A 13906-nucleotide genomic window follows, 5' to 3' on the forward strand; every position below is an offset into this window, starting at 1 on the left:
CTAAAATTCTATATGTATTTTTGTTACTATGATAAATCAGCTAATGAATTTTAAAGTAAATCCTTCTTTCGAAAATAATGCTCCGTCAATTCTGGACACAATCAAAATGTTCAGTTCATCTGGCGAACTTTTTGGAAACGGAGATCGTAATAAGATAAAATTGTTTGATTTAGATGGTAAAAAGATAAATATCAAATCATTTAAAATTCCGAATATAGTCAACAAAATTGCATACAGATATTTCAGAAAATCGAAAGCCAGACGTTCGTTTGAATATGCCACAATTTTATTAGAAAAAGGAATTGGAACTCCAGAGCCAATAGCATTTCTTGAAAACTTTAATTTGGTTGGTTTAAAAGACAGTTATTATGCCAGCGAACATTTGATTACTGAATTGACTTATAGAGAATTGGTAGAAATTCCAGAGTACCCTGATAATGATAACATTCTAAGACAGTTTACAAAATTTACTTTTGATCTTCATGAAAAAGGAGTGGAGTTTTTAGATCATTCGCCGGGAAATACATTAATTAAAAAAAACGAAAACAATACCTATCGTTTCTTTTTGGTCGATTTAAACCGAATGAATTTTCATGATAATATGAGTTTTGAACAGCGTATGAATAATTTTAGCCGTTTAACGCCTAAAAAAGAAATGATTGCTGTAATGAGTAATGAATATTCTAAATTTTATACCGATAAATCAGAAACAGAAATTTTCGAAAAAATGTGGCAGGCAACTTCTGACTTTCAGGAAGAATTTGCAAGAAAGAAAAGATTGAAAAAGAAACTTAAGTTCTGGAAGAAATCTTAATTTGTTTCTGGATTTTTTTAAGCTCCTGAAAACGAACCGCTACACTTAAAGCATTTAAGTAACAGATAATAATTCCCTTTCTTCCGTCTAAAAATCCGAGTCTCAATAAATATTGGTTTAAAAACTGATAAACAGGACGAATATAGAAATGAAAAAAGCTGGGATTAGTACTTTTTGTTAACTCTTCCTGTGCTTTTAACTGCCCGTAGAAAATCATTTTTTGTTTATAATCTTCGTAATTAGAGTAAGAATGGTGCGTTAATTTGTGCTTTAAATTTCTAATTTCTCCTTTTATGATTAGTTTTTCGTGTACAATTTTATTGTTGTTATAACGTGCATTTTCTTTTCTAAAAAGACGGATAATTTTATCATTCTGCCAGCCGCTAAAGTATAATTTCTTGTTTTCGAAGATAAAATCTCTACGAAAAAAATAGGCTGAAGCACTTTTGAACTGATTTATTTCAGTAATAATTTCTTGCTGTAATTCCAGGCTTAATCGTTCGTCAGCGTCGATAAAAAGAATCCAGGAATTTGAAGCTAAATCTATTGCATAGTTTCGTTGAAGCGCAAAATTATCAAAGACACGCTGTACAATTTTTACATTTTTGTATGTTGATGCGATCTCGAAAGTTTTATCGGTACTAAAAGAATCAACAATTATTATTTCATCGGCGAAAGCCAGATTATCAAGAACCTCACGTATATTAGATTCTTCATTATAAGTGATTAGTAAAGCCGATAAAAGTTGTTTTTGAGACGAAATCATTTTTAGCGGATGTTTTTTTCTACAAACGATTCGATTTTGCCTTTAAAAAATTCAGGTTTAAATTCCTGATACAAAGACAAAGCTTCTTTTTTTAGCATTTTTTCAGATTTCTGCTCAAATAAATCAGATCGATAATCTTTTAAATGAACAGAAAGATGATGAATTTCGTCTTCAAACGTAGCCCAGATTTTCTTTTCAATCCAGGGAGAGAAAATTATAAACGATGGTTTTTCCAGAGCCTTAGCCATATTTATTGCACCGCCGTCGTTCCCTATAATTAAATCGCATCGATTCATAATGGCAATAAACGAACGTAAATCTCCGCCTAATAAATCAAAATATATTTTTTCCTGAGTGGAAGTTTTACAGGCGTTAAAAACAGTTTTAGCATCTTCAATCTGCTTCGGAAAATAATTAAAAAGGATATTTACATCAGCATTATCTGCAATATAATCAACCACTTTCGACATAAATTCCAGCGGATATGTTTTTAATTTTTCGCTTCCTAAAAGACTAATCATTACCGTTTTTCTGTCTTTGCGAACATTATGTTTCTCAAAAACTGCTAAAGCTTCCTGGTTTTCTTTTTCAGAAACAAATAACTTCGGGATTGGATCTATTTCAATTTTTAAATCTAAAGGTTCTATTAATGAAAGTCTTCTTTCAATTGCCAAACCTAAATTAGTTTTAGGAAAAGGTGCAAACGGAACATTATCTGTGTAAAGAAAATTTCTTCCGGGTTTTTTATAAGAGATTTTTCTTTTGGCATTGCTTAAAAACACTAAAATCCAGCTTTCTAATTTTGAATAAGCATCAATAACCAGATCGTATTTTTTATTTCGAATTTGAAAACCAAGTTTCAATAATTCTTTTTTGCTTTTTCTATGTTTTTCTTCAAATAAAATGATGTTGTCAATACTTGAATTACCTTCTAAAACCGGAGTTGTCGAAGCATAAACCAAATAATCTATTTGAGCATCTGGATAAGCAGCACGCAGATTATTGCAAATAATACTGCTCACTAAAACGTCTCCAATCATTTTTTGTTGAATAACAAGTATCTTCATCTAAAAAGGGAATCTTTTAATTGGTTACAAATTGAAGCAAAAAAAATCCAAATTCCAATCATAATCAATTGGAATTTGGATTTTTTAATTTATTTGTTCTTTATAAATTATACCGCAACGTCGTATTCGCGAAGTGCATTATTTAATGAAGTTTTTAAATCTGTAGATGGTTTACGAGTACCAATAATTAATGCACATGGAACTTGGAATTCGCCAGCAGCAAATTTTTTAGTATAACTTCCAGGAATTACCACAGAACGTGCAGGAACAAACCCTTTCATTTCAACTGGTTCGTTGCCCGTAACGTCGATAATTTTTGTTGAAGCAGTCAAACAAACGTTAGCACCAAGAACAGCCTCTTTACCAACGTGAACTCCTTCTACAACAATACAACGGGAACCAATAAAAGCACCGTCTTCAATAATTACCGGAGCAGCTTGTAATGGCTCTAAAACACCGCCAATACCTACACCACCGCTTAAGTGTACATTTTTACCAATTTGTGCACAGCTTCCAACAGTAGCCCAGGTGTCAACCATAGTTCCTTCGTCAACATAAGCACCAATATTTACATAACTCGGCATTAAAATAACACCGCTTGAAATGTAAGCTCCGTAACGCGCCACAGCATTTGGTACTACACGAATTCCTTTTTCAGCATAACCTCTTTTTAGCAACATTTTATCGTGATATTCGAAAATACCAGATTCCCATGTTTCCATTTTTTGAATTGGGAAATACATTACAACCGCTTTTTTAACCCATTCGTTTACCTGCCATGCGTCACCAACAGGTTCAGCAACACGTAATTTTCCTGCATCAACTAATTCGATAACTTCTCTAATAGCGTCAGTTGTAGTTTTTTCTTGTAATAAAGCTCTGTTTTCCCAAGCTTGTTCGATTATAGTCTGTAAAGAATTCATAGTTTAAATTTTTGGCAAAGATAACGTATTTACGGAAAAGCAAAAAAGTAAACGGAGCTGAAAGTGTTATAAATATAACTTTTTGTTTTTAATTTGATAAATTACGTTTTCTGAATATAATTTCGATTTCAATAATATACCACTAAAAGTTTTTTTTATATCATAATATGACAAATGTCAGATTCTTTCCTTTTTCTTCCGGCTACTTTTGCCGGATTAATTCTGAGAAATAAGCATTAAAAATCCAATCCAAAACATATAAAATCTACTAGACATGAATCAGGAAAATCAACTTCGAACCCCAGTTACAGTTATCGATAAAGAAGTAACGTGGGATAAAACGCAGGTAATTATGAGTAAAACAAATGCCTTTGGTATTATTGAATATGCTAATGAAGTTTTTGTTGACGTTTGTGGTTACGAAGATTATGAATTAATGGGGCAGCCGCATAATATTATTCGCCATCCCGATATGCCAAAAGTTATTTTTAAAGTGCTTTGGGAAAATCTAAAAAAAGGAAAGAATTTTCATGCTATCGTAAAAAACCTGGCAAAATCTGGAAGATATTATTGGGTCATTACAGATTTTGATATTGCAAGAGACGAAAACGGCGTAATTGTAAATTATTTTGGAAGAAGACAATCTGTTCCGCAAGAAGTGGTTGCCATGCATATTGAGCCATTGTACAAAAAGCTGCTTCAAATCGAAGCAGCAAGCGGTGTAGAATTTAGCGAGAAATATTTGGTTGGTTTCTTAGAAGAAAAAAAGAAATCGTATGTTGAATATATAAAGGAGTTAATTTATGATCATGAAAAAAATCAGGCAAAGTTTGCTCATTATGAAGAAGAACAAGATGGAGAAGAAGAGGAACACAGAGGTTTTTTCGGCAGATTATTTAATCGATAAAAGAGAATAATTTTTTAGTTTTAAATATTTAGGTTCGGGTTCGTTTTGATTTATTTCAAGGCGGGCCTTTTGGTTTTAAACTTGTTATTTAGAAAGCATATAGATTCAAAAAGCTCTATATTTGTATTGAAAATGCAATATTATGGAAGTGATTAGAATAGAGTTTAAGTCTGAAATTAAAGAAAGATTATTAGAAATGTTGAGTTGTTTTTCTTCGGATGAATTGAAAATAATTTTTGAAGATTCAGATTTTTATGAAAATAAAATAAAAGTGCATGAGGCTTATTCTAAATTAAAAAATGGAACAACTAAATTATATTCAATAGATGAAGTTGAATTAATTATTAGATAAAGAAAAACTTTAGAATGAGTTTAGGAGAGATTTATTTTTATACTCTAGCAGGTTTAGTTTCTATTTTTAGTTTTTTTATTTATCTATTAGTTGAGGATATTAAGCTGTTTTCAATTTTTAAAAAGATGTTTTTAATTGCTGTCATAGTTTTAATTATTGGCACTTTGTTAGTGTTTTTTGATTTGAGTTACTGGTCGAATTCTAAAACGATTTTTATTTACTCATTTCCATTAATTGTTTTATTATTAAATAGAGCATTGTTTTTGATTAACAACGAATTATTTGGAGAACCATTTATTTATATAAAAGGTGGATTTTTGAGTGGTTTTTGGTATAGGAAAGTTATTGATGAAAAACAAATAACTTTCCTCAAGTGGGTTTATTATGCATATTGTACAATTTTGCATTTATCTCAAATATTTCTTTTTTCAACCTTGTTTAGAAAATTCTTTATTTAAAATTAATAAAATGCCAAGAATCCTTTCCATAGACTACGGACAAAAACGCACCGGAATTGCTGTTACAGACGAAATGCAGATTATAGCATCTGGTTTAACTACAATTCCTACTCATACTTTAATTGATTTTCTAAAAGATTATTTTGCTAAAGAAAAAGTAGAAGCAGTTTTAATTGGCGAACCAAAACAAATGAATGGTCAGCCATCAGAAAGCGCGTCTGTGATAAATGGTTTTGTAACTCATTTCTCGAATATTTTTCCAGAAATGAAAGTAATTCGCGGTGATGAACGTTTTACTTCAAAAATGGCATTTCAAACGATGATTGACAGCGGACTTAGTAAAAAACAACGCCAAAATAAAGGCTTGATCGATGAAATTTCGGCAACCATTATGCTTCAGGATTATCTCTCGTCTAAACGTTTTTAAGTGTATTTCTGGTTAAATCTTCATTTTTAGAAAAATTTATAATTTCCTAACTTTTATCATGTAAAAATTAGTTTTTTTTTGCAATTGAAAAAAGTACCTTTGCATTTTAAAACAAATTACTGTTATGCCTGACAATACAATACGTTCCAATAGTGAAGTAGTGCTTATTGGAGCTGGAATTATGAGTGCAACTCTTGGATTAATTTTGAAAGAGCTGCAGCCCGATATAAAAATTGAAATTTACGAAAGATTAGATGTGGCAGCTGCCGAAAGTTCAGACGCCTGGAATAATGCAGGAACCGGACACTCTGCCTTTTGTGAATTAAATTATACTCCAGAAAAAGAAGATGGAAGTATCGATCCAAAAAAAGCAATCAGCATAGCAGAATCTTTTGAAATTTCACGCCAGTTCTGGTCGTATTTAGTACAACAAAATAAAGTTCCTTCTCCGGAAAATTTTATTAAAAGTGTTCCTCACATGAGTTTTGTTTGGGGAGAAAAAAACGTAGAATATCTTAAAACAAGATTCGAAGCACTGCAAAGCAACCCGATTTTTTCTGAAATGACTTTTAGTACAGATTTTAATCAGCTGAAAGAATGGATGCCTCTTGTAATGGAAGGCAGAGAAGAAGGAGAAAAATTAGCAGCAACCCACATGGAAATTGGTACCGATGTAAATTTTGGAGCCTTAACCAGAAGCATGTTTAATTATCTTGAAAAATTAGACGGGGTAACTTTATATTTTAATCACGAGGTTAAAAAACTAAGACAACGTGAAGATAAATCATGGAGAATTAAAATCACAGATTTAGCTACAGGTCAAAAAAGAAAAGCCTATACCCAATTCGTATTTATTGGAGCGGGAGGCGGTTCATTACCATTATTAGAAAAAGCAGATGTTCCTGAAGGTAATGGTTATGGAGGTTTTCCTGTAAGCGGTCAATGGTTAAAATGTACAAACCCGGAAGTTATTGCAAAACACCAGGCAAAAGTTTATGGAAAAGCAAGTGTAGGCGCTCCGCCAATGTCTGTTCCGCATATTGATACACGTGTAATTGATGGTGAAAAAGCACTTCTTTTTGGACCATTTGCAGGTTTCTCAACACGTTTTCTTAAAAATGGATCTTATTTAGATTTGCCATTATCAATAAAAGCAAACAATTTAATCCCGATGCTTTCAGCCGGATTTCACAATATTCCACTAACAAAATATTTAATAGAGCAGGTTCGTCAGTCTCCAAAAGACAGAATGAAAGCACTTCGTGAATATTTGCCAAGTGCACGATCTAAAGACTGGAAATTAGAAAAAGCAGGTCAGCGTGTGCAGGTAATTAAAAAAGGTGAAAATGGCGGCGGAGTTCTGGAATTTGGAACAGAAGTAATTACAACACACGACGGAACTTTAGCCGTATTATTAGGAGCTTCTCCGGGAGCATCAACAGCAGTTGCCATTATGGTTGATTTAATCAGCAGATGTTTTACAAATCAAATTAAAACACCAGAATGGGAAGCTAAAATGAAAACAATGATTCCATCTTATGGTAAAACGCTGAATGATAAACCAGAGCTTTTAGCAGAAATGAGAAAACATACAGCAGAAGTTTTAAAAATTAAATAAAACTTTCGTTTAAAATAGCAAATAGGCTGTCTCAATTTTGAGACAGCCTATTTGTTATTTTACATGTTTCCTTGTTCTGTAAGAACATTTCATTGGTAGAAAATTATATTGTTATAATGGTTTACGTTCCGTAGGAACGTTTGATTTTACATTTTTTTAATAATCTGACTATCAAACGTTCCTACGGAACGCAAATGTGATTGATCTTTATTTTTTCTACCTACGAAACATTCCTATGGAATGTGATAAACCTGATATCAAAAAGTCACCAATTAAGTCACTAAAAACAAACAAAATAATTATAGTAAAAGAGCAGCCTCGACTTTTGAGACAGCCTCTTTTTTATTGATATAAACGATATTAATCGTTGTTTACCGCTTTTAATTCTTTTGTTATTTTTAAAATTTTCTCCGCAAGATTACTCATCCAGATCAATTGCTCAATAACCATCGAAGCTTCCTGCATTTTTGCCTGACGTGTTTCTTTATCCAGTTCATCGTCGGTTGCAAGGCGTGTAAAGTTTTTACGTTTCAATTCTTCAAACTGTAAAGTCACATCTTCTTTATCAAAAAAAGTATCAGTTATAATGGTTTCATTTCTTAAAATAGAAATCGAATGCTCCAGATTTTGTAAAATAGTTTTTATAATATAATTGAAAGATTCGGAAGCCGATGTTGTTTGATGAGATTGGATATAAGTAGATAAAGATGCTAAAGCTGATAAAAGAGAATGATTTAAAACCACCAATTTATTAACCAGCGGCATTGTTTTCTGTTTCGATTTTGGTTCCTGCATCATACGTTGAAAAGAAGTCATTAAATTTCCTATTTCAACAAAAGCATTCTTTCTGGACAATCTGTAAGACGTTGGTATTTCGCCTTTTTTATTATAAAAATCGGCAATTTCTTTAAGATAATTTTTATTTGCCCTGATCGAATTTTCGATATGAATTGGTGTATTAATAAATTCCCAAGCCGGCCATAAAAACTGATTGGCAATAAAAGCCAGAGTTGCTCCCGCAAGCGAGTCTAATATTCTAAACTGAATTACCTCAACCACATTAGGTGTTAAAATTCCGTAAATAAATACCACATACATCGTTACAAATGTTGCACTTATTTTGTAATTAATCTGTGTAAAGGAAATTCCTAAAAGCATACACACAATTGAGAAAATACTCAAAGCAACATGGTTTTGGATTACAGAAACGATTCCAAACGCAAGAAAACCGCCCAAAATAGTTCCGAAGATTCTGTTATAAGAACGCTCCTTAGTTAAACCATAACCTGGGCGCATAATTACTACGATCGTCAATAAAATCCAGTACACATTTTGAAACGGCAGAAATTTTCCGATTATAAAACCAATTAAAATGGTAATCGTTAATCGAAGCGAATGTCTGAATATTGACGAAGAATAACTTAAGTTTTCAATAAGGGTTCTTATAGGATAATATTGTGGTGTTAAGAATTTTTCTAATTCCTTGTCCTTATCTTTTAATTTATAAGACTGCATCGCAAGCGAAAAAGCACGCTGAATAATTTTAATTTTCCCGACCTGATTTTTTGCATATTTCAGCATATTGGTCAGCATCAAAACCCCTTCTGCAGCTTCTTCTTTACCTAAAGTTTTTTCGTAATCAAAAATGGCAAATTCAAGTGCATCTAATTCGTTTTTTAGATCGTCTTTATCTACATAAACAGCAATATGATGTACATTTTTTGAAAGCTTTTTAAGAGTAGATGCCAGTTTATAAGCTACATTTTGATATGTACGCAGCACTTCTGGATGTTTTGCAAACTTTTCATGAAGTTTACTATGGTCAAACGATGTATAGAGCGCCAATTCCTGAATTTCAACCAAAGTAATAAAAACCAAAAGCATTTTTCGATTCTGGCTGGTGGTTCCAGATGTGTTTTGGTTTCCAATCAGCATTTTACGTAAATCCTCATGAATCAAATTGAGGTCAACTTGTATCGCTAATTGTTTTTCTATGATTTTTTGACGATCAGCAGCCGGGCTCCATAAGTCGCCTCTTAATTTTAAATATTTTGCAGTTAGTTTTATACCTTCGGCAATTTGTAATTCTACATATTTATATGGCTGTACAAAATGAAAAATCAGCGAAACTATAAGATATAAAATTCCTCCAGCAAAAATATATCCCGAATATTGAAAAGCTTCCCAGCCTTCGTGTAAATGCCCAAATGATAATGAAATCGATAATAAAGCAGAAAATGAAACCAAAGTGGCACGCTGCCCGTAAACCGAAATCATGGAACATAAAAACAATAAAAATCCTAAAAAAGGATAAAATAAAAGAGGAAAAGGATAAGCAAGATTTACTAATAGATTTACTCCCGAAACAATTATAGAAGCAACAATTAATCCTTTGATTTTGTGGCTTAATGAACTCGGGATATCACTTGGATACGTATAAAAAGCACCAAGGGCAATAGTAAAACCTATTTCAAAATGTCCTAAAAAATTCAAAACTACAACAGGTACAACCGAAGCAATAGTGACTTTTGATGCATTTAAAAAAGAAGTACTGTTTGTGAATTTTGAGATTCGATCAAGCATATTGTAAGGTTTACTAGCAAAGTTAAGAATTGTACGAAATATTTTGGCATAATTATGGCGGAGTTTTCCAAAGCATATAAAAATTTGTTATAATGTGCCTTTACAGCTAATCGTTGACTATTTTTTACTATTTTTGCCAGCTGAAATATGTTAACCTTAATACAGGGTTTTCATTAGATAAAACATTAAATAATTACAAATGATTTTACCAATTGTAGGATATGGTGATCCTGTTTTAAGAAAAGTAGGAACGGCAGTTACGCCAGATTATCCAAACTTAAAAGAGACAATAACAAACATGTACGAAACCATGTATAATGCTTTAGGAGTTGGACTTGCAGCACCTCAGGTTGGTCTTGCTATTCGCATATTTGTTATTGATACAACACCTTTTAGCGACGATGATGATTTACCAGAAAACGAACAGAAAGATTTAAAAGGTTTCAAAAAAACTTTTATCAATGCTAAAATCGTTAAAGAAGAAGGTGAAGAGTGGAGTTTTAATGAAGGATGTTTGAGTATTCCGGACGTTCGAGAAGATGTTTACAGAAAACCAACTGTTACTATTGAATATTGTGAAGAAGATTTTGTAATGAAAACAGAAGTTTTTGACGGTTTAATTGCAAGAGTTATTCAACACGAATACGATCATATTGAAGGTATATTATTTACAGATAAAATATCTTCTTTAAAAAAGCGTTTGATTCAAAAGAAATTAAAAAACATTACCGAAGGCAAGACTTTTCAGGAATACAGAATGAGATTTGCCGCTGCAAAAAAAGGCAGATAAAAGTTCTAAATAATTTAGAACATTAATAAAGACAAAAATTCTTAATACTAATTTTAATAAACATGAATTTAGACAAAATTTTAGCCATTTCTGGGAAACCAGGTTTATATGTATTGAAAGTGCAGACTCGTACAGGTTTTGTGGCAGAATCATTATTAGACGGAAAAAAAATTACAGTAAACTTAAAAAGTAATGTAAGTTTACTATCAGAAATTTCAATTTATACACACGAAGGAGAAAAACCATTGACTGAAGTAATGCAGAAAATTGCTGCTAAAGAAAACAAAGGCCAGGCGATTTCTCACAAAGAAGATAATTCAACTTTAGCAGCTTACTTTAAAGAAATTTTACCGGATTATGATGAAGAAAGAGTTTATCCTTCAGATATTAAAAAAGTATTAAACTGGTACAACACACTTCAGACTAAAGGTTTAGTGACTGATTTAGCTCCGGCTGCTGCCGAAGCTCCGGACGAAACTCCAGCTGTTGAAGAAAAACCAAAAAAAGCACCAGCTGCAAAAAAGCCAAAAGCTAAAAAAGAAGAAAAGTAATTTTTCTGAATTCAAATATCATTATCCTGTTAAGATATTTCTTAACAGGATTTTTTTATTTAAAATTATTAGTGATTTAGGTTTTAAAATATAAATTTGTAAGAAAATTGTTTCAGTAAAATTATTATTTATAGTTTGCGGGTTATTTTCAACTATTTGTAAATAAGTGTTTTACGTATATTTTGTAGATGTTTTGAAACGATTTTCGACTTTGAAAATAAACTTTAAATGATAGGAAAAATGAAAAAGGAAATGAAAAATTTTGTTGTAATAGCAGCTATGGTATTGGCGACAGCCTGCAATAACAAATCAAAAGAGACAGAGCAATCTGTAACTTCATCAGACACAACTAAAACCGAAGAAAACCATAAGAAACATTGGGAATATGAAGGTGAAGCAGGACCAGAGCATTGGTCAGAAATAGACCAAAATGATTGTGGAGGAAAAACACAATCTCCAATTGATATCGTAGAAACTGAAAAAGATAAAACAATAAAACCTATTGATTTTCATTATAATATAAAAACAAAAATTCACGATGTTATCAATAACGGACACACTATTCAGTTTGATTTTGAGCCAGGCGATTATATCGTAATTAACGGAGAACAATATGAACTAAAACAATTTCATTTTCATGAATCGGCAGAACATACTATAAAAGGCGTGCGTTATCCATTAGAAATCCACATGGTTCATAAAAATAAGGACGGAAAATTTGCCGTAGTTTCTATTATGGCACAAGAAGACAAGAAAAACAATGAAACTTTTGAATTTCTGGATAAATACCTGCCTGCAAAAGCTAATGATACTATAAAAGTTAACAAAGACTTTAATATCAATAAGGTTCTTCCTCAAAGCAAATCATATTATACCTATACAGGCTCATTGACAACACCGCCTTGCACAGAAAGCGTACAATGGTTCATTTTTAAAACACCAATAGAGGTTTCTGTTAAAATGATTACAGATTTAAAAAAGATAATGCCGTTGAATAATTTTAGGAGTGTTCAGGAATTAAATAGAAGAAAAATTAAAGAGTCAATCTAAACTAAAAAGAAGGTATTTTACCTTCTTTTTTAGTTTAAGAAAGAGCCGTTTAATCAGCAAATTATTTTAATTTTGGTATCTTAAAATAAAAAAATGAGCAAAGAACTTCAACTCAAAGCCTTCGAAAGATTATTAATTATCATGGATGAACTTCGTGAGCAGTGCCCATGGGATAAAAAACAGACATTGCAGACATTAAGGCATTTAACGATTGAAGAAACTTACGAGTTAGGCGATGCCATTTTGGACAATGATTTAAATGAAGTAAAAAAAGAACTTGGAGATTTACTGCTTCATATTGTTTTTTATGCTAAAATAGGCTCAGAAACCAACGATTTTGACATTGCCGATGTCTGCAACGAAATCTGCGATAAATTAATTCACCGTCATCCACATATTTATTCTGATACCGTTGTAAAAGATGAAGAAGAAGTAAAACAAAACTGGGAAAAACTAAAACTTAAAGAAGGTAAGAAATCAGTTTTAGAAGGAGTTCCGAGAAGTTTACCGGCATTAGTAAAAGCAAGCCGAATTCAGGATAAAGTAAAAGGAGTGGGTTTTGACTGGGAAGAACCGCATCAGGTTTGGGACAAAGTTCAGGAAGAACTAAACGAATTGCAGGTTGAAGTTGAAGCAGGTGATCAGGACAAAATTGAAGCCGAATTTGGCGATGTTTTATTCTCGATGATAAACTACGCCAGATTTTTAAATGTTAACCCGGAAGATGCTTTAGAATGCACAAATAAAAAATTTATTAAGCGTTTTCAATATTTAGAAAGTAAAGCAGGCGAGTTAGGAAAACCTTTAATGGATATGACTCTGGCTGAAATGGATGTTTTTTGGAACGAAGCTAAAAAGCAGTAATCTATTCTGCCATTCGTTTTAATGCTTTTATATTTTTAAGCATAATTTTTTTACCCACTAATTCTATTAATTCCAGTTTATTAAAGTCAGATAATAAGCGGATGCAGCTTTCAGTCGCTGTTCCAATTATTCCTGCAAGTTCTTCTCTGGTAAGCTGTACTTTTAGGGTTTTATCTGCATTTTCTCCAAACTCATTATGCAAATGCAATAAAGTTTCTGCCAAACGCTGTTTTACCGTTTTTTGAACTAAGGCAATTTTATCATTTTCAGATTCTTTCAAATCTTCACATACAGACTGCATCAAATTTAAAGAAAACTGATTGTTGTTGTTAAAGAAATGGATGATTTCAGATTTTGGAATAAAACAAACTTCCATGTCAGCAATTGCTTTTGCAGATAAATTTGCAGGCTCATTGCTAATCATCGAACGCTGTCCTAAAAGTTCTCCGGATTTTACAAGTTTAACGATTTGATCTTTTCCGTTGGCGCTTAATTTAGAAAGTTTTCCAACTCCGTCCTTAACGCAGAAAACACCGTTAGTAACTTCGCCCTCTTCAAAAATAGCTTCGCCTTTTTTAATTGTGTAGGTGGTTTTGCTATTAGCCAATTTTACAACTTCATCTTTATTCAGGGCTTTTAAAGAAGAAAGCTGACGAACAATACATTGATCACATTTATTCATAGCAGGAGTAATTTGGTGTAAAATTAACCAATTCTTGTGGTTTAAAAGTACTTT

General features: G+C 32.0%; 15 protein-coding genes. 10 read left to right on the top strand and 5 right to left on the bottom strand.

All coding sequences use genetic code 11. The features are described 5' to 3' along the window. Positions 1-43 precede the first annotated feature (43 nt). Positions 44-814 carry a Kdo domain containing protein gene (locus AABD74_RS12805; RefSeq protein WP_406843112.1) on the top strand — a complete coding sequence of 257 codons (771 nt, stop codon included), beginning with the start codon at positions 44-46 and terminating at the stop codon, positions 812-814. Here the strand turns inward: AABD74_RS12805 and AABD74_RS12810 are convergent. The 3 genes from AABD74_RS12810 to AABD74_RS12820 all read right to left on the bottom strand — a co-directional run bounded on the left by AABD74_RS12810 (position 792) and on the right by AABD74_RS12820 (position 3570). Further along, positions 792-1580: a glycosyltransferase family 2 protein gene (locus AABD74_RS12810; protein WP_406843113.1), complete on the bottom strand. Its 789-nt coding sequence runs from the start codon at positions 1578-1580 to the stop codon at positions 792-794. The two genes, AABD74_RS12805 and AABD74_RS12810, sit on opposite strands and share 23 nt — an antisense overlap. 2 nt (positions 1581-1582) lie before the next feature. Further along, on the bottom strand, positions 1583-2647 hold the full coding sequence (locus tag AABD74_RS12815) for a glycosyltransferase family 9 protein (protein WP_406843114.1): 1065 nt from the start codon (positions 2645-2647) through the stop codon (positions 1583-1585). A gap of 107 nt (positions 2648-2754) precedes the next feature. Then, positions 2755-3570: a 2,3,4,5-tetrahydropyridine-2,6-dicarboxylate N-succinyltransferase gene (locus tag AABD74_RS12820; protein WP_406843115.1), complete on the bottom strand. Its 816-nt coding sequence runs from the start codon at positions 3568-3570 to the stop codon at positions 2755-2757. 274 nt (positions 3571-3844) lie between these two features. On the opposite strand from AABD74_RS12820, the gene AABD74_RS12825 reads away from it, so the two are divergent. From AABD74_RS12825 to AABD74_RS12845, 5 genes are all read left to right on the top strand, one after another. Continuing rightward, complete coding sequence (locus AABD74_RS12825) at positions 3845-4477, top strand: PAS domain-containing protein (protein ID WP_406843116.1); 633 nt, start codon at positions 3845-3847, stop codon at positions 4475-4477. Between the two features lie 142 nt (positions 4478-4619). Next, positions 4620-4829, top strand: a complete 210-nt coding sequence (locus AABD74_RS12830) for a hypothetical protein (RefSeq protein WP_406843117.1) — start codon at positions 4620-4622, stop codon at positions 4827-4829. A 14-nt stretch (positions 4830-4843) separates the two neighbouring features. Beyond that, positions 4844-5287 carry a hypothetical protein gene (locus AABD74_RS12835; RefSeq protein ID WP_232682860.1) on the top strand — a complete coding sequence of 148 codons (444 nt, stop codon included), beginning with the start codon at positions 4844-4846 and terminating at the stop codon, positions 5285-5287. Between the two features lie 10 nt (positions 5288-5297). Next, complete coding sequence (gene ruvX / locus AABD74_RS12840; protein ID WP_232682861.1) at positions 5298-5714, top strand: Holliday junction resolvase RuvX; 417 nt, start codon at positions 5298-5300, stop codon at positions 5712-5714. A 124-nt stretch (positions 5715-5838) separates the two neighbouring features. Next, positions 5839-7332, top strand: a complete 1494-nt coding sequence (locus AABD74_RS12845) for a malate:quinone oxidoreductase (protein WP_232682862.1) — start codon at positions 5839-5841, stop codon at positions 7330-7332. Positions 7333-7692: 360 nt separating this feature from the next. Here the strand turns inward: AABD74_RS12845 and AABD74_RS12850 are convergent, their stop codons facing one another. Beyond that, positions 7693-9915, bottom strand: coding sequence for an FUSC family membrane protein (locus tag AABD74_RS12850; RefSeq protein ID WP_232682864.1), 2223 nt, complete (start codon positions 9913-9915; stop codon positions 7693-7695). Between the two features lie 199 nt (positions 9916-10114). On the opposite strand from AABD74_RS12850, the gene def reads away from it, so the two are divergent. From def to mazG, 4 genes are all read left to right on the top strand, one after another. After that, complete coding sequence (def, locus tag AABD74_RS12855) at positions 10115-10705, top strand: peptide deformylase (protein WP_232682865.1); 591 nt, start codon at positions 10115-10117, stop codon at positions 10703-10705. A 62-nt stretch (positions 10706-10767) separates the two neighbouring features. Then, on the top strand, positions 10768-11256 hold the full coding sequence (locus tag AABD74_RS12860) for a DUF5606 domain-containing protein (RefSeq protein WP_406843118.1): 489 nt from the start codon (positions 10768-10770) through the stop codon (positions 11254-11256). A gap of 252 nt (positions 11257-11508) precedes the next feature. Further along, entirely contained in the window at positions 11509-12306 is a 798-nt protein-coding gene (locus AABD74_RS12865; RefSeq protein WP_406843119.1) for a carbonic anhydrase, read from the top strand. 93 nt (positions 12307-12399) lie between these two features. Beyond that, complete coding sequence (gene mazG, locus AABD74_RS12870) at positions 12400-13170, top strand: nucleoside triphosphate pyrophosphohydrolase (RefSeq protein WP_406843120.1); 771 nt, start codon at positions 12400-12402, stop codon at positions 13168-13170. A gap of 1 nt (position 13171) precedes the next feature. Here the strand turns inward: mazG and AABD74_RS12875 are convergent, their stop codons facing one another. Continuing rightward, positions 13172-13852 carry a Crp/Fnr family transcriptional regulator gene (locus tag AABD74_RS12875; RefSeq protein ID WP_232682440.1) on the bottom strand — a complete coding sequence of 227 codons (681 nt, stop codon included), beginning with the start codon at positions 13850-13852 and terminating at the stop codon, positions 13172-13174. Positions 13853-13906: the final 54 nt, after the last annotated feature.

This window comes from Flavobacterium soyae, from assembly GCF_045348165.1.
In the GTDB taxonomy this organism is placed as follows: domain Bacteria; phylum Bacteroidota; class Bacteroidia; order Flavobacteriales; family Flavobacteriaceae; genus Flavobacterium; species Flavobacterium soyae.

What these genes read in the sequence shown, in the direction of transcription:
- AABD74_RS12805 (WP_406843112.1), top strand. Translation starts at nt 44, where the DNA reads ATGAATTTTAAAGTAAATCCTTCTTTCGAAAATAATGCTCCGTCAATT.
- AABD74_RS12810 (WP_406843113.1), bottom strand. Translation starts at nt 1,580, where the DNA reads ATGATTTCGTCTCAAAAACAACTTTTATCGGCTTTACTAATCACTTAT.
- AABD74_RS12815 (WP_406843114.1), bottom strand. Translation starts at nt 2,647, where the DNA reads ATGAAGATACTTGTTATTCAACAAAAAATGATTGGAGACGTTTTAGTG.
- AABD74_RS12820 (WP_406843115.1), bottom strand. Translation starts at nt 3,570, where the DNA reads ATGAATTCTTTACAGACTATAATCGAACAAGCTTGGGAAAACAGAGCT.
- AABD74_RS12825 (WP_406843116.1), top strand. Translation starts at nt 3,845, where the DNA reads ATGAATCAGGAAAATCAACTTCGAACCCCAGTTACAGTTATCGATAAA.
- AABD74_RS12830 (WP_406843117.1), top strand. Translation starts at nt 4,620, where the DNA reads ATGGAAGTGATTAGAATAGAGTTTAAGTCTGAAATTAAAGAAAGATTA.
- AABD74_RS12835 (WP_232682860.1), top strand. Translation starts at nt 4,844, where the DNA reads ATGAGTTTAGGAGAGATTTATTTTTATACTCTAGCAGGTTTAGTTTCT.
- ruvX (WP_232682861.1), top strand. Translation starts at nt 5,298, where the DNA reads ATGCCAAGAATCCTTTCCATAGACTACGGACAAAAACGCACCGGAATT.
- AABD74_RS12845 (WP_232682862.1), top strand. Translation starts at nt 5,839, where the DNA reads ATGCCTGACAATACAATACGTTCCAATAGTGAAGTAGTGCTTATTGGA.
- AABD74_RS12850 (WP_232682864.1), bottom strand. Translation starts at nt 9,915, where the DNA reads ATGCTTGATCGAATCTCAAAATTCACAAACAGTACTTCTTTTTTAAAT.
- def (WP_232682865.1), top strand. Translation starts at nt 10,115, where the DNA reads ATGATTTTACCAATTGTAGGATATGGTGATCCTGTTTTAAGAAAAGTA.
- AABD74_RS12860 (WP_406843118.1), top strand. Translation starts at nt 10,768, where the DNA reads ATGAATTTAGACAAAATTTTAGCCATTTCTGGGAAACCAGGTTTATAT.
- AABD74_RS12865 (WP_406843119.1), top strand. Translation starts at nt 11,509, where the DNA reads ATGAAAAATTTTGTTGTAATAGCAGCTATGGTATTGGCGACAGCCTGC.
- mazG (WP_406843120.1), top strand. Translation starts at nt 12,400, where the DNA reads ATGAGCAAAGAACTTCAACTCAAAGCCTTCGAAAGATTATTAATTATC.
- AABD74_RS12875 (WP_232682440.1), bottom strand. Translation starts at nt 13,852, where the DNA reads ATGAATAAATGTGATCAATGTATTGTTCGTCAGCTTTCTTCTTTAAAA.